This window comes from Mesorhizobium sp. WSM3873 (assembly GCF_001672445.1).
Lineage (GTDB): Bacteria > Pseudomonadota > Alphaproteobacteria > Rhizobiales > Rhizobiaceae > Mesorhizobium.
Genome location: NZ_LYTM01000045.1, coordinates 67,088 through 82,400 on the forward strand (window position 1 = coordinate 67,088; position 15,313 = coordinate 82,400).

At 63.8% G+C, this 15,313-nt stretch carries 15 protein-coding genes and 1 tRNA gene; 14 read left to right on the plus strand and 2 right to left on the minus strand.

Features of this window, described 5'->3' with window-relative positions; genetic code table 11:
- The first annotated feature begins 28 nt into the window (after positions 1-28).
- Positions 29-436: a F0F1 ATP synthase subunit epsilon gene (locus A9K71_RS23225; protein ID WP_067001534.1), complete on the plus strand. Its 408-nt coding sequence runs from the start codon at positions 29-31 to the stop codon at positions 434-436.
- A 261-nt stretch (positions 437-697) separates the two neighbouring features.
- On the opposite strand, the gene A9K71_RS23230 is transcribed toward A9K71_RS23225, so the two are convergent.
- On the minus strand, positions 698-2,239 hold the full coding sequence (locus tag A9K71_RS23230; RefSeq protein ID WP_067001536.1) for a mannitol dehydrogenase family protein: 1,542 nt from the start codon (positions 2,237-2,239) through the stop codon (positions 698-700).
- 181 nt (positions 2,240-2,420) lie between these two features.
- Between A9K71_RS23230 and uxaC the strand changes: the two genes are divergently transcribed.
- From uxaC to A9K71_RS23290, 13 genes are all read left to right on the plus strand, one after another.
- Positions 2,421-3,824: a glucuronate isomerase gene (gene uxaC, locus A9K71_RS23235; protein WP_067001539.1), complete on the plus strand. Its 1,404-nt coding sequence runs from the start codon at positions 2,421-2,423 to the stop codon at positions 3,822-3,824.
- 24 nt (positions 3,825-3,848) lie between these two features.
- A complete protein-coding gene (locus tag A9K71_RS32960) occupies positions 3,849-3,983 on the plus strand; it encodes a hypothetical protein (protein WP_280940578.1) in 135 nt (44 codons plus the stop codon).
- A 38-nt stretch (positions 3,984-4,021) separates the two neighbouring features.
- Entirely contained in the window at positions 4,022-4,795 is a 774-nt protein-coding gene (locus tag A9K71_RS23240; RefSeq protein ID WP_067001542.1) for a FadR/GntR family transcriptional regulator, read from the plus strand.
- Positions 4,796-4,909: 114 nt separating this feature from the next.
- Positions 4,910-5,677 (plus strand): 2-dehydro-3-deoxy-D-gluconate 5-dehydrogenase KduD, encoded by a 768-nt coding sequence (kduD, locus tag A9K71_RS23245; protein ID WP_067001545.1) that lies wholly within the window; start codon positions 4,910-4,912, stop codon positions 5,675-5,677.
- A gap of 32 nt (positions 5,678-5,709) precedes the next feature.
- A complete protein-coding gene (locus A9K71_RS23250) occupies positions 5,710-6,039 on the plus strand; it encodes a cupin domain-containing protein (RefSeq protein WP_067001548.1) in 330 nt (109 codons plus the stop codon).
- Between the two features lie 45 nt (positions 6,040-6,084).
- Positions 6,085-7,032: a sulfotransferase gene (locus A9K71_RS23255; RefSeq protein ID WP_245299744.1), complete on the plus strand. Its 948-nt coding sequence runs from the start codon at positions 6,085-6,087 to the stop codon at positions 7,030-7,032.
- Positions 7,029-7,988, plus strand: coding sequence for a hypothetical protein (locus A9K71_RS23260; protein ID WP_067001554.1), 960 nt, complete (start codon positions 7,029-7,031; stop codon positions 7,986-7,988). The genes A9K71_RS23255 and A9K71_RS23260 overlap by 4 nt, the downstream gene beginning before the upstream one ends.
- A gap of 218 nt (positions 7,989-8,206) precedes the next feature.
- Positions 8,207-10,072, plus strand: a complete 1,866-nt coding sequence (gene recQ / locus A9K71_RS23265; RefSeq protein WP_245299746.1) for a DNA helicase RecQ — start codon at positions 8,207-8,209, stop codon at positions 10,070-10,072.
- A 604-nt stretch (positions 10,073-10,676) separates the two neighbouring features.
- The gene (locus A9K71_RS23270) at positions 10,677-11,216 is read left to right on the plus strand and encodes a sulfotransferase (protein ID WP_348627013.1); all 540 of its coding nucleotides are present in this window, start codon (positions 10,677-10,679) and stop codon (positions 11,214-11,216) included.
- Between the two features lie 273 nt (positions 11,217-11,489).
- The gene (locus A9K71_RS23275; RefSeq protein WP_067001562.1) at positions 11,490-11,954 is read left to right on the plus strand and encodes a DUF2147 domain-containing protein; all 465 of its coding nucleotides are present in this window, start codon (positions 11,490-11,492) and stop codon (positions 11,952-11,954) included.
- 223 nt (positions 11,955-12,177) lie between these two features.
- A complete protein-coding gene (locus A9K71_RS23280; protein ID WP_067001565.1) occupies positions 12,178-13,008 on the plus strand; it encodes an oxidoreductase in 831 nt (276 codons plus the stop codon).
- A gap of 64 nt (positions 13,009-13,072) precedes the next feature.
- Positions 13,073-14,113, plus strand: a complete 1,041-nt coding sequence (locus A9K71_RS23285; protein ID WP_067001568.1) for an AraC family transcriptional regulator — start codon at positions 13,073-13,075, stop codon at positions 14,111-14,113.
- 187 nt (positions 14,114-14,300) lie between these two features.
- Positions 14,301-14,930: a methyltransferase domain-containing protein gene (locus A9K71_RS23290; protein WP_067001571.1), complete on the plus strand. Its 630-nt coding sequence runs from the start codon at positions 14,301-14,303 to the stop codon at positions 14,928-14,930.
- Positions 14,931-15,210: 280 nt separating this feature from the next.
- Here the strand turns inward: A9K71_RS23290 and A9K71_RS23295 are convergent.
- A tRNA-Ser gene (locus A9K71_RS23295) sits at positions 15,211-15,300 on the minus strand.
- Positions 15,301-15,313: the final 13 nt, after the last annotated feature.

A 15,313-nucleotide genomic window follows, 5' to 3' on the forward strand; every position in this document is an offset into this window, starting at 1 on the left:
CCCGCTATTCCCTACTCGCTAGATTGGCATGGCTGAAGCTTTCAAGTTCGAACTGGTCTCGCCGGAGCGGCTGCTCGTTTCCGAGCAGGTCGAGTCCGTCGTCATCCCGGGCGCCGAAGGCGAGATGACCGTGATGGCGCAGCACGCTCCGGTCATGACCACGATCAAGCCCGGCGTCGTCACGGTGAAAACCGCGGCAGGCAAGGAAGAGCGCTACGTCGTGTTCGGCGGCTTCGCCGACATCCTGCCCTCCGGCTGCACGCTGCTGGCCGAATCGGCGGTCGCCGTCGGCGACATCGACCGCGCTGATCTCGCCCGCCGCATCCAGGAAGCCAGGGAAGACGCCGCCGACGCCAAGGACGACGAGGCCCGCAGCAAGGCCGAGCAGTTTCTCAGCCAGCTCACCACGTTGGAAGGCGCGCTGCTGCCGGCCTGACGGCGGCCTCTTACGATGGACTGAAAGAGAGCGGGCTTGCCCCGGGGCTTGCCCCGCTTTTTTGTTTGCCCCGTTTTCTCGTTTTCTCGTTTGGGAGACGGTCCGCCCTGCTTGTCAGGGTGTCGTGCCGTTTCATGCAAACGGCGAGCCGCTCTAATCTCGTCGGCAAGGCAGTGCGCCTGTTCTGAAACTCGAACGGGGGCCGACTATGCCACACGGCAGGTCGTGAACGGTCGGGCGAGTAGTCTCGGTACAGACGCGCTATTCGGCCAGCTGGAGCGGTTCTTTGCCGATGCCGATCGCCGCGAGCGCCAGCTTCGGACCGCCCTGCTTGAAATGGACGAGATGAGTGGCGACAGACTCGATCAACTTCTGTCGCTCCGGATGAGCTTTGGCAAAGCCGGCGAGGTCGAACACGGCCTCCGTCATCTCCGCCGTCGGCAGAATCCGGGCGAAGATGTCGCTGAGGGCGGTATCGAGTGGATCGGTGAAATGGCCCTCCGGCAAGCTGCCACCGCGCGCGGCGCATGCGGCGATCCAGGCGGTGACCACCAGCGTCAGGTGTACGAACTCGGTCCCGGCTTCGAGGCATTCGATGGCTGACGCGACGATGCGCTGCGGCAGTTTCTGGCTGCCGTCATTGGCGATCTGCGCGGTGCGATGAGCAAGCGCGGTGTTGGAGAAGCGCTGGGCGAGCTCGGCCGTATAGGCGGCCGTATCGAGGCCTGCATCCTCAGGCAGCGTCGGCACGGCTTCGGCCCACAATGCGTCGACAAACCGTCGGATCGACGGGTCGGCGAAGGCGCGGTCGACGGTGGTGTGGCCGCTGAGCAGGCCAAGATAGGCGATGCCGGAATGCGCGCCGTTGAGCAGCCTCAGCTTCATGTCCTCGAAGGGACCGACATCCTCGACCATGGTGACGCCGAATCTCTCCCAGGCCGGCCGCCCGGTGGGGAAACGGTCCTCAATCACCCATTGGCAGAACGGCTCGGTCACCACCGGCCAGGCATCCTGGAGGCCAAGCTCGCCGGCGATGCGGGCGCGGTCGGCGTCGGTGGTCGCCGGCACGATGCGATCGACCATGGAAGACGGGAAGGCCACTTCGCCGGCGACATGGCGGGCGAGTTCGGCATCGCCCTGTCGAGCGAGCCCGGCATCGCCCTGTCGAGCGAGTCGTAAGTCGCGCAGCTTGGCAAACTCGAGCAACAGCTTGTGCAGCGTGGCGCCGTTGGCCGGAAGGTTGTCGCAGCACAGCACCGTGAAGGGCGGCGTGCCGGCGGCGCGGCGGCGCGCAAGCGCCTCGGCCAGGAAACCATGCGCCGTCCTGGGCGATCCGGGGTTTCCCAGATCGTGGACGATATCGGGATGAGTTTCGTCTAGGCTGCCGTCGGCGGCCCTCAGATAGGCCTTTTCGGTGATGGTCAGCGTGACGATGCGGGTGCGCGGATCGGTGAGCGCGGTAAGCACGGCGTCCGGATCTTCGGGCGCCACCAGCAACGACACGATCGAGCCGATGATCTGCAACTGCTCGCCGGCGCTTTCCCTCACCGCCAGCGTGTAGAGACCGTCCTGCGGCGACAGCGCATCGCGTGTGTCGGGACTGCGCAGCGAGACGCCAATGATGCCCCAACCTGTATCGCCATCAGCCAGGGAGGCGTCGACATAGGCCGCCTGATGAGCGCGATGGAAGGCGCCGACGCCGAGATGGACGATGCCGGGCGTCACGGCGCCGCGATCGTAGCGGGGTATGGCGATTGCGCCCGGCAGCTGCGTGATCGAGGCGTTCGACAGACGGCTGTTCATTGGTTTGAAGTCTCCGATCGGCGCGTCGAGCCTGGCAGGAATGGCGGCAGCGGCGTAGCACCCGCCGCTGCCCGGTACAATGGCCGGGCCTTATGCAAAAGTCATCATACAACTGGCTGGTTTTTGTATGTTGACAATGTTGTTTGCTAATCCACCAATGGGGCAGCCTGGGAGGAGCGAAGTGGCTGCATTGACTGATCCGGACCTGTTGTTCGCGCCGGAAACGCGAACGCTGGCTCGCGCCCTTCATGCAGGCGTCAAGGACCTGCCGATCGTCAGCCCGCATGGCCACACGGACCCGCGCTGGTATGCGTTCAACGAGCCCTTTCCCGACCCCGCGCAGCTCCTGATCGTCCCGGACCACTACATTTTCCGCATGCTGTTCAGCCAGGGCGTGCCGCTGGAAAAGCTCGGCGTGCCGACGCTCGACGGAGTGCCGGTCGAGACCGACGGCAGAACGATCTGGCGGCGCTTTGCCGAGCATTACTATCTCTTCCGCGGCACGCCGACCCGGCTCTGGCTCGACCATGTGTTCGAGCACCTGTTCGGCATCGACGAACCGCTCAACGCCAGCACCGCTGATCGGTGCTACGACACGATCGCCGCGCTTCTTCAGCGCGCCGACTATCGGCCGCGGGCGCTGTTCGAGCGCTTCAACATCGAGGTGATCGCCACCACCGAAGGGGCGCTCGACGATCTCAAATGGCATCGGATGATCCGTGACAGCGGTTGGCAGGGCCGCGTCGTTACCGCCTACCGGCCGGACGCCGTGGTCGATCCCGACCTCGAAGGGTTTCTAGCCAATCTCGATCGCCTGGGCGAAATCACCGGATGCGACACCGGCACATGGGCCGGCTATCTCGAGGCGCACCGAAAGCGCCGCGCCTATTTCAAGGAATTCGGCGCCACCTCGTCCGATCACGGCCATCCGACCGCCGACACCGCCAATCTTTCCGACACGGCGGCGCAGGAGCTGTTCGACAGCATCCGCCGCGGTTCGGAGGACGAGCGCGAGCGAAAACTGTTCCGCGCCCAGATGCTGACCGAGATGGCCAAGATGAGTCGCGACGATGGGCTGGTAATGCAGATCCATCCCGGGTCGTGGCGCAATCATTCGCCGGCTGTTTTCCAGAAATTCGGCCGCGACAAGGGTTTCGATATCCCGACCCGGACCGACTATGTGACGGCGCTGAAGCCGCTGCTCGACTGCGTCGGGCTGGAGCGAGACCTGACGATCATTCTGTTCACGCTCGACGAGACGAGCTATGCGCGCGAGCTGGCGCCGCTCGCCGGCGTCTATCCGGCGCTGAAGCTTGGGCCGGCCTGGTGGTTCCACGACAGCCCGGAAGGCATGCGCCGCTTCCGCGAGATGACCACCGAGACGGCGGGCTTCTACAATACGGTCGGCTTCAACGACGACACGCGCGCCTTTCCATCGATCCCGGCGCGCCACGACGTCGCGCGGCGTGTCGACTGTGCCTTCCTGGCGCGGCTCGTCGCCGAACATCGGCTGCGCGAGGAGGAAGCGCATGAGCTGGCGCGCGAGCTTGCCTACACGCTTGCCAAGAAGGCGTACCGGCTCTGAGCCGGGCGCCAGGATTTGAAGGGCATGAAGTTCGGCAAGATCACGGTCTGGGAAGCGATACGCTCGAACTGGCCGTTCTACGGCGCGGGTATCGTGGTTCTGGCGCTGGTGACGTATATTCCCGCGATCTCGCTGTGGTTGCCAAGTGTCTTCAAGTAGGCGTCCTCGAATAGGGCGTTCAGATAGGGGAGTGCGACGTGGCCGGGCCCACGACGGATTTCAGGGTCGAACGGAAGCCGAAGCTGTCGGAAACGGTGGTCGCGGCGATCCGCAAGCAGCTGTTGGCGGGCGAGATCCCGCCCGGGCACAAGCTGCCGACCGAAGGGCAACTCACGGAAACCTTCGGCGTCAGCCGCACCGTCATTCGCGAGGCGCTGGCAAAGCTTGCCGCCGACGGCCTCGTCGAGGCGCGGCAGGGCGCCGGCGTCTTCGTCACAGAACACATCTCCACCACGCTCGGCGTTTTGGCCGCCGACATGGGCGCCAAGGATTCGATCGCGCTCAACGTGCTCGAGGTGCGGCTGGCGATCGAGATCGAATCGGCCGGCCTTGCCGCCATCCGCCGCAACGCGGCGCAAGAGGCGGCGATCCAGGAGGCTTTCTTCGAGTTCGAGCGGCTTCTGCTCGCCAGCCAGCCGACCGGTCCGGCGGATCTCGCCTTCCATAGGGCAATCGCCAGCGCCACCAATAACCCGTTCTATGTCGAGATGCTCGACGTGCTCGGCCGCCGCGCCATTCCCTGCGACGTAACCTCGCCCTGGTCGGCCGAGCTCGTCCAGTCCGACGAGTACCAGCGTGGCCTGCAACGGGAGCATCTGGTGATCCTCAACGCGATTTCGGCGGGCGACGCCGAAGCCGCGCGCGAGGCGATGCGGGCACATCTCACCTCGAGCCAGCAGCGCTACCGCGAGCGCCTGCAGGCGCGGCAGGCCTATTACGCAAAGTCCGTGGCGGCTGCGTCGACCGGATAATCATTCGAGCAAGGTAGAGATGGACCAGACACACACCGGCGCTTTCATCTGGGCCATGGCTGGCGACAATGTCGATTATACCGACGTCGACCAGCTGACGATGGACCAGCTCAAGTGAGCGATCTTTTCGCCTTCAGCCTTGCGGGAAAACGCATCCTCGTCACCGGCGCCAACACCGGCATCGGCCAAGGCATTGCAGTGTCGGTCGCGCGCGCCGGCGGCGCCGTCATCGGCGTCGGCCGCTCGGCGATGGATGAAACCGTGGAGAAGATCGCGGCCATTGGTGGCCAGTTCGAAACCGTGGCCGCCGATCTCGGCGATCCTGCCGCGGCTGCCGTCATGCTCGACCGGATATGGGACGAGAAGGGACCGCTCGACGGCTTGGTCAACAATGCCGGCATCATACGACGCGCCGACGCGGTCGATCTGACCGAAGCCGACTGGGACGAGGTGATGGACATCAATTTGAAGACGGTCTTCCGGCTTTGCCAGAGTTTTGCCAGACGCGTGCTGGCCGAGCCCGGGCGGCGCGGCAAGATCGTCAACATAGGCTCGGTGCTGAGCTTCCAGGGCGGCATCCGCGTCGCCTCCTACACCGCTTCGAAACATGGTGTGCTTGGCCTCACGAGGCTGCTCGCCTGCGAATGGGCGGCGAAAGGCATAAACGTCAACGGCATCGCGCCGGGCTATATCGAAACCAACAACACCGAAGCCTTGCGCGCCGACCCCGACCGCAGCGCCGCCATCCTCGGACGCATTCCCGCGGGGCGCTGGGGCCGGCCGGGCGACATCGGCGACGCGGCCGTTTTCCTGCTCGCGCCCGCGTCGGACTACATGCATGGCGCGGTGATGCCGGTGGACGGCGGCTGGCTGGCGCGGTGACCATTCTGCCAATTTCGAACGGAAGCTAAGCGATGACGCCTCTCTTTTCACATGCCGGCGAAAAAGCCTGGGAGCCGACGCCCGACGGCAACAGACGGCGCGTGCTGGTGCACACGGCCGAACTGATGATGGTCGAATTCGCCTTCAACAAGGGCGGCCTCGGCGCGCTGCATTCGCATCCGCACGTCCAGGCAAGCTATGTCGCCGAAGGCCGCTTCGAAGTCACCATCGACGACAAGTCAGAGATCCTGGCAGCGGGAAGCAGCTTCATCGTGCCGTCCAACCTGGTGCACGGCGTCAGGGCGCTGGAAGCGGGGCGGCTGGTCGACAGTTTTGCGCCTTATCGGGCCGACTTCCTATAGCGATATTCCTGTTGCCAAAGAAAAACCCGGCGCGAAGCCGGCGCCGTGAGGCGCGAGTTTATTGCCTGGGCGCTCGTGGCGCCGCCGCGGTACTCAAACATTGCCGCAGGACGACAACGGTGCCGCAACATGGTGAAGATAGGTTTAACGAAGAGGACTGGCACTCTGCCGGCATATCGGCCAAAGAGACGGCGCGCCGCAGCTTTGGCAACGGATGAACTAAGCCGGCGGGAGCGGAAGTCGGAAATGGACGTCGCACGAAAATCAGAAGCCTTTTTGCGCAAGGCCATCAGGCGGCCGATCAGAGAGGTTCGGCGCTTGGCGCTGGATGTGAAGCGGCTGTGGCGGCTTTGGTTTGCTGGACGCTCGGCGCCTTACAAGAAGATATTCATTGCCGGCTGCGCGCGCAGCGGAACGACGCTGACCCAGCGCCTGATGGGGTGTTTCGAGGACACCTTCGTCCATCGAGCCGAAGCGAAATACACCCAGCTGGATATGTTGGACCGCTCCGAAACCAACCTTGTCGTCAAGCGCACGGATCGGGGTCATATGCATCTGGCGAAATTGCCCGCCGCCATTGGCCTGATCTATTGCGTTCGCCATCCTTTCGACGTGCTCACCAGCTCGCATCCGGAAAGCAGGGCGGAGCGCCGATACCATGTCACCTCCGAACGCTGGCTGGCCGAGTACGAGGCCTTGCTGCGGCTGAGAAAGGCGCAGCCGGAGCGCGCGATCGTCTATGTCCGTTACGAGGACATGATCGCTCGGCCGGACGAGGTCCAGGAGAGGATCGCGCGAGCATTCGACCTCAGGCCGCGTATCCGCTTCAGCGAGGATGCCGGTAACCCGATACGGGCAACATCGCTCAAGAAGTGGGAACGGAACGAGGAATACCTTGCCTATCTCAAAGCCCTGCCCCCCGCCTTCCTCGCCCGGCTGAGAGGGTTCTGTGACGAGTTCGGCTATGACATGCCGGAGTGGGCAAACGCATGACGTCGATGCTCGGTCTTTCAGCCGAACGGCGCGGACCTTTGATTACGCCCGATATGCTGCCGGGCGATGAGGGAGCCAGCATAAACGGCCCATCGCTGGTGAGGATGCCGGCCTGGGCGACCGGCCGGCTCGGAACGTATCACCTCTATTTCGCGCATCACAACGGCACCTACATCCGTCTAGCCTATTCAGATACGCTGCAAGGCCCTTGGCGGGTTCACCCGGGCGGCGTGCTTTCGCTTGGCGAGTGTCCTTTTCTGAGGGATCACATCGCCTCTCCCGACGTGCATGTCGACGAGCAGACCCGACGCATCGTCATGTATTTTCACGGCCCTGAGCGACATGGCCGCGAGCAGACGACCTTTGCGGCGACATCGGTCGACGGCCTTTACTTCAACCCCAGTCCCCAGGCGCTAGGGCCGTTCTATGCGCGGATATTTCGGCACGACGGCTGGTGGTATGGGCTTTTCGGCACCGGCAGCATCAGGCTTCGCCGTTCGATCGATGGTCTTTCCGGTTTCGAGGAAGGGCCGGTCGTGCTGCCGGGCTCGGGCCGGGTCCGGCCACGGCATGTGGCAGTGCAGAAGAACGGGGATTTGCTGATTGTCTATTATACGCGCAAGGGCGACGCGCCGGAGCGCGTGATTTACGGCAGCATCGACCTTTCCAAGGAGTGGCTGCGCTGGGTCGTGCGCGGCAGGACCGAATTCCTGAGACCCGGCACCGACTACGAGGGCGCCGGCCTGCCGGTTCGCCGCAGCAAGGCGGGCGTGGCAAGAAGCAAGGAGAACGGGCTGCGCGATCCGGCCATTTTCGAGGAGGATGGCCGGACCTGGCTGCTCTATGCCATTGCGGGCGAGAGCGGCATCGCGCTGGCCGAAATCCGACCGGGGGAACTCCGGGCTGCCGGGCTGCGAAAATCGATTGCGGATCTATGGAGCCGGCTTGAAGTCTAACGCGCCCTGCCTTTGCTAACCTCGGCTCAGTGGACACTGCCGACCGCCTTGCCCTGCCATCTCAGTATCGCCGGGTTGCGGCGCAGGAAGGAGCCGACACCTCCGGCAGAGACGGCGGCGCCGGCAGGCAAAAACGGCGGACAGCACGGGTGGCGATGGCGTTCGGGCGATCCGCGCCTTAAGAACGTGACCTCAGCCGAAACCGGGAATCACTCTCAATGCAAAACGCGATGGCGGGGCGGGCATCGGTGGCGGGCATTGCGGCGGAGGGACGCGATCCGAAGCGGCGCGTGCTGAAGGACGTGTTCGGCTTCGACGATTTTCGGCCCGGTCAGGCCGACGTGATAGAGGCGCTGCTGTGCGGCCGCCACGTGCTGGCGGTCATGCCGACCGGCGCCGGCAAGTCGCTCTGCTACCAGGTTCCGGCGCTGGTCCTTGGCGGGCTCACCATCGTCGTCTCGCCGTTGGTGGCGCTGATGCAGGACCAGGTCGCGGCGCTGCGGCTCGCCGGCGTCGCCGCCGATACGATCAACTCCTCGCTGGATCGCGATGCCAATGTCGCGGCGTGGCGCCGCGTCGCATCGGGCCAGACGCGTCTGCTCTATCTGGCGCCGGAGCGGCTGATGACCGAGCGGATGCTCGACGCGCTGGCCAGGCTCGACATCCGGCTGATCGCCGTCGACGAGGCGCATTGCATCTCGCAATGGGGGCCAGCCTTTCGGCGCGAATATGAGGACCTTGCGCGGCTGCGCGACCTCTTTCCGAAAGTGCCGATGATCGCGCTGACCGCGACCGCGGACGAAACGACGCGCACCGACATTTCGGCGCGGCTGTTTGCCGACCGTGTCGACACGCTGGTGCTGGGCTTCGACCGGCCGAACATCAAGCTTGCCATCGAGCCGAAGCAGGACAGCAAGCGCCAGCTGCTGCGTTTCGTCGAACGCCATGCGGGGCAGAGCGGCATCGTCTATTGCCTGTCGCGCAGGAAGACAGAGGAGATGGCGGCCTTCCTCGAAAAGAACGGCGTCACCGCGCTCGCTTACCATGCCGGCATGAGCAAGGAGGCGCGGGACGCGAACCAAAACGCTTTCATGACGCTGTCCGGCGTGGTCATGGTGGCGACCATCGCCTTCGGCATGGGCATCGACAAGCCGGACGTTGCCTATGTCTTCCACACCGACCTGCCGGCGAGCCTCGAGGCCTATTACCAGGAGATCGGCCGTGCCGGCCGCGACGGGCGGCCGGCCGAGGCGCATATGCTCTACGGCCTCGGCGACATCCGCACGCGCCGCCTGTTCATCGACGACGAGGATGCCTCGCCGGAGCACAAGAGGCGCTCGCATGGCCGACTGGACACGCTGATCGGCTATTGTGAGACGGCGCAATGCCGGCGCCAGGTCCTGCTTGGCTATTTCGGCGAAGGCGCCTCGCCTTGCGGCAATTGCGACAACTGCCTCAGCCAGGCGCCGCGCGCAGACGGCAGCGTCGAGGCGCGCATCATTCTTTCGGCCGTCGCGCAAACCGGCGAGCGGTTCGGGGCCTCGCACATCGTCGACATCCTGCTCGGCCACGAGACCGAGAAAGTGCTGGCCCGGGGTCATCAAAGGCTTGCCAGCTTCGGCACCGGCGCGGCGCACAAGCGACCCGCGTGGCTGTCGCTGATCCGCCAGCTTGTGGCGGGCGGGTACCTGGTGCCGGACCCGGACGGCTATGGCGGCCTTGCCATTTCCGAGAGCGGCCGCGCGCTCGGCCGCGGCGAGATCGCCTTCGAGTATCGCGTCGAGACGCGGCACCGTTCCCTACGCGACAAGGCGCGTTCGGCCCAGGCCGCGGCGGACGCCGAAGACCTGGACGCCGCGCTGCTCGCCACGCTCAAGGCGCTGCGGCTGCGCCTGGCGAAGGAACGCCAGGTCCCGGCCTATGTCGTTTTCTCCGACCGCACGCTGATCGACATGGCCGAGCGCTGCCCGCGCGACCTCGCTGCCTTCGCCGAGGTGAACGGCGTCGGCGAAGCCAAGCTCAAGGAATTCGGCGAGGTCTTCTTGAGCGCGATTGCAGCGCATCAATCCGGCGGATCAGGTTGAGGCACATCGGCCGGCGCATCACGCTCGTCCGGCCCAACCTACAAACCGGATCACGCATTCAAACGATGATTGCCCGCAGCCGACGCGCAACGCCCGCTCTCAAGTTGCGCCCTGGATGGCCCCGATCATGGTTCTCACAGCGTCCAAGGGCTGCAAGCCGGCCTCGCGCACCAGCGTGCGCCAGCTGAAGAAGCTCAGCGCCAGCTGAAGCATCGCGCGCTGCTGCCGTCGAGGCCTTGGCCGAGCACGTCCCGGCAGGCCGCGGCGGCAAGCGCGTGCGCTTCATCGATACACCCGATACGCCGCACGCTGAAATGTGAACGGCGCCGATCGTGGTTCCACGCCGTTCCTGTGGAAACATTCCTGTTGCAATCTTCGAGGCAAACAGTTCGAATAAAGTCTTTCCGGGGGAACAAGAATTGTGAACAAGGGTGTGGTACGGCTTATTCCAAAGCCGAGGGCCTCAATATTCATCTGTGGTTGCGGTCATACCGGGTCGACCTTGCTCGCTCGGATATTGGCAGCGCATCCGGATGTCTTCAGTGTCCCGCGGGAGACAAGCGCTTTTGTCTCGGACAAAGGCGCCAGATGGACCAAGCTAAGCTTGCTTTTGCTTGAGGCGGCGATTTCGCGCCGGAGCGTCTGGGTCGAGAAAACCCCCGGGCATATTCATTACACCCGTCAGATACGCGAGACGATCCCGGACGCCCGTTTCATTGTGGTGACGCGCGACGGCCGCGATGTCGTGACATCGCTCGGGCAGCGCTACGAGGGCGATTTCGACAGAGCTTTCCAAAGGTGGGTCGCGGACAGCAGGGCCTCGATGCTCTGCGTCGAGAGGGGCGGAGCCATGCTGTGGCGCTACGAGGACTTTATCGAGTCGCCTGCGCTTTCCATCGAACGGCTATGCCGCTTCATGGGTGTGGCTTTCGATGCTGCCATCCTGGACTATCACCGGCATCCGGTCGTCTGGGGAAGGGCAAGAAGAGTTCGCACGGCGCATTCGGCTCGCCGTTCGACGCAGGTCAACCAACCGATCACCGACTACAGGGGCGGCTGGCGATCGAAGCTGCCTGCGGAATTCGCCTCGCGTTTCGAGGCAGGTGAGGGCCAGGAGCTGATGGCCTATTTCGGATATTGCTGAGGGCGACTGTCGCGCTCCTTCGCCAAGCGCGCAGCGCCGACGAGCGATCGCCGGCTCTGCGAACGGTAGCGGCAAGCGTTCTTCCACCGAACATGGCGCCAGGCGTCAGTAAAATGGCGCCGCCCGCGACTGATCGAGGCGCAACGCCGGTTTAGCTTACTCTCATCCAGTCTCGCAAAGATGAGAAAACTGGATCTCGCGAACGGTCGACAAACGGGTCGTCCGATCCGTGCCGGCTGCCGGCACCGCCAATCCCACACAAAGGAAAAATAGATGGATCTGAACAATTTCTCCCGCCGCGGCGCCTTGGCCATTTTTGTAGGCGCCACACTTCTGCCCGCCGCGCCTGCGGCTCACGCCCAGCAGGCGTCGTCTGATGCAATCATTGGCACCTGGCAGGCGGACGACGGCAGCGTGAAGCTCGAGACGTTCAAGACCGGCTCCGAATTCCAAGCCCGTCTCCTCTATGGCAACCAGCTGGTCGAGGCCGACGGCGTGACCTTCAAGAACGACACCAAGAACCCGAATCCGGCGCTGCGTTCGCGCTCGATGAAGAATGCCGTCTTCATCACCGGCCTCCATTGGGATGACGGTGCCTGGACGGGCGGCTCCCTCTATGACGGCTCTTCGGGGCGCACCTACAACTGCGAGGTGCGGATCAAGAACGGCAAGATGAACCTCAGGGGCTACATCGGCCTTCCGGCCCTCGGCCAGACGCGCACCTTCCATCGCGTCTGACGGCAGTGGATGGGAGTTGGCTGGCCCCGCAAAATGCCGGGCCGCCCAACTCCCGCACTTGTCGGAGCTTGGGTTGTCGCTGCCCGTCGCCGCACCCTCGTGAGCCACGGCGGCTGCCGCCCAGAGGTTGGCGGAAATTGCAAGTACCGTGGCAGCGATCGCCAATGCGTGCCGACCCCTTTTGCCCCAGAATTCAACATCAAATAGGAAAGGCACAAATCAAATGGCTAAGAAAGCAAACAGAACCGCGCTCGTCACTGGCGCATCCTCTGGCATGGGCAAGGAAATCGCCCGGCGTCTGATCAAGGACGGCTTCAAGGTCTATGTCGCCGCCCGCACCGTCGACAAAATGGCCGATCTTGCCAAGCTTGGCGCCATTCCGGTGCGCATGGACATTTCAGTGAATGCCGACATCGAGGCCGCCGTGGAAACGATACTCGCCCAGTCCGGCGGTGTCGACGTTCTCGTCAACAACGCCGGTTTTGGTCTTTACGGGCCGGTGGAAGACGTGACGATCGATGAGGCTCGCTACCAGTTCGAGGTCAATGTTTTCGGTCCCGCCCGGCTGACCCAGCTCCTGCTGCCGGCCATGCGCAAGAAGGGCGCTGGAACCATCGTCAACATCACCTCGATGGGCGGCAAGATCTATACGCTTCTCGGCGCGTGGTACCATGCCACCAAACATGCGCTTGAGGGCTGGTCGGACAGCCTGAGGCTCGAGCTAGCCCCCTTCGGCATCAAGGTCGTCGTCGTCGAGCCGGGCCTGATCGAGACGGGCTTTGGCGATGTCGTCGCCGATGGCCTGGTCAAGCGGTCGGCAAGCAGCGCCTATGCCAAGGTTTCCCAAGCGGTCGCCAAGACAACGCGGGACACCTATGGCCACGGCCGCGGCACCAACCCGGGCGTTATTGCCGATGTGGTTTCGGAGGCCGTCCGGGCGCGCAAGCCTAAGACCCGTTACGCTGCCGGCAAATACGCCAAGCCTATGATCGCTATCCGCAAATGGTTCGGCGACCGCATGTTCGACCGGATCATCATGAGCCAAATGCGATAAACAAGACCGGGATGGGCCGCTTGGCGGCGGCCCGTCGACGATGTGGAGTACAGGAGAACAGGTCATGGGCGCAGCTCCTGCTGACAAATGCAAGGTCCCGCAGGCGTTGTGGCGGGCGATCGAAGGCCTCGGGCTTCCGGCCGCTGCCGTGCTGAGGCAGGCGCGGCTGCCGGCGACGCTGCACTTGAACCCACAAAGTCTGGTGACGACGCACCAGTACTTCGCGATTTTCAAGGCCCTGGAAGAACTCACCTCCGACCCCGGGGTCGGCATCAGGTTGGTCAAGAGTGCCGATACCGCCGTCCATCCGCCGTCTACTTTGGCCGCATTCCACGCGCGGGATTACCGCGACGGATTGTCGAGGATCGCCAGGTTCAAGAGACTCTGCACGCCCGAACAGCTGCATATCTCCGAAACAAGGGGCGAGGTGGCGATCACGAGCGAGTGGTTCTATGCGACGGAGCCGGAGCCGGCCATTGCCGTCGACATTACGTTCGCGTTTCTGCTCGAACTGGGCCGGCGCGGAACCGGGCAGAACCTGGCGCCTGTCCTGGTCGAACTCACCCGTGCCGATCCCAACAGCGACGTTCTCAGCTCTTACTTTTCCTGTCCCATCCGCTACGGCGCGCCGCGTGACGTGCTGATCTTGAAAAGCAGCGATCTGAACCGTCCGTTTCCGGGACACAATCCAGAGCTTTTGGAAATTCTCACGCCGGCGCTTGCATCCGCCCTGGGTGAACTCCAGGCGCTCAGTTCGATCCGCGAGCAGGTGAAGATGGTCCTGAAAAGGAACCTGGCCAGCGGCCGGCCGGAACTGTCCGGCATTGCAACCGATCTCGGCCTCAGCGAACGAACGCTGCAACGCCGTATCACCGAGGAAGGCACCACCTTTCGTGAACTCCTGGTGGAAGCAAGACACGAGCTGGGCCGCCAGCTTCTGGCCGATGCCTCTGCCGACATCAACGAGGTCGCTTGCCTGCTCGGCTACCAGGACACGAGTTCATTCTATCGTGCCTTCCGCGACTGGGAAGGCACTACCCCCAATAGGTGGCGCGAACTGAATATGGGTCGAGCGTCGGGACCTGGTGGCACCAGCTTGCACTAGCCTGAGATGATTGGCGGTCTACGGCCGGAGGCATTTGTCCCATCTGTGATCTGTCGACTTGCTTGGATTGGCGCGAGTCACGAGTCGAATGGCGCCTGGCGCTAATCAGCATCCTTTTCGCCAGTGCTAACACCCGCCTAGGGATTCATCGACGTGAGCGAAGCTCCGGCTTCCAAAGGTGTGCAAGATGCGCCACGATTTTTGGATGTTCTTCAGAACCTGGCTGAGCGCTCCGCTCCGCGTGGCAGCAGTCGCGCCTTCTGGCAAGGCGCTTGCGAGGATCATGACGCAGGATATAACCGCGGAGACCGGGCTGGTAGTCGAACTTGGACCCGGCACCGGTGTTTTCACCTCGCGGCTGCTGGAGCGCGGCGTGCGGCCAGAAGACTTGACCTTGGTTGAGTACGGGGCGGAGTTCGCACAGCATCTCCAGTCCCGTTTTCCTCGGGTGCGGGTATTGCAGATGGACGCGGCTGCCATCGGAGACATCTCGCTTCAAAGAGGGGCAGCCGGAGCCGTCATCAGCGGCCTACCGCTTCTGAGCATGCCTGACCACAAGGTCATCGCGATCCTGGGTGGCGCCTTTTCACTGCTGCGGCCCGGAAGCGCTTTCTATCAGTTTACCTATGGTCCACGCTGTCCCGTGCCGCGTCCCATTCTGGAGGGATTGGAATTGCGTGCCACGCGCATAGGCCGGACATTGCAGAACGTGCCGCCAGCCGCAGTCTACAAGATTTCGCGGCTCAGGACTTGGGATCGGCCCCAGGGGCGCAAAGCTACGGAGCAGCCTAAAGGGGTTTCGGCCGTTGCAAGTTGAGTGCTTGTCGCCCATCGGCCCTGAAAAACGGTCAACCGAATCCGTTTGTCCATTTCGTCAAAGATTCGAAAAACGACGCCTTTTGTAGCCGACCCGGAAAGCCTCCCGAGCTGCCCGGCGGGGCAGGCCCGGGGGAGGGGTCGGTCTACGCGTCCAGGCTGCATCGGGAGAGCCCGCGCGGCCTTAGTGCCCTTCCGCATCGTGTTCAGTTTAACCGGGGCAGAAGTCGCTAAGGGCCGCAATGCCGCCGTTCTGAGTTTCAGATAGTTGTTGGAGGTCGTGGCGGAGAGGGAGGGATTCGAACCCCCGATACCCTTGCGAGTATGCCGCATTTCGAGTGCGGTGCATTCGACCACTCTGCCACCTCTCCGCGAGGTCATGGT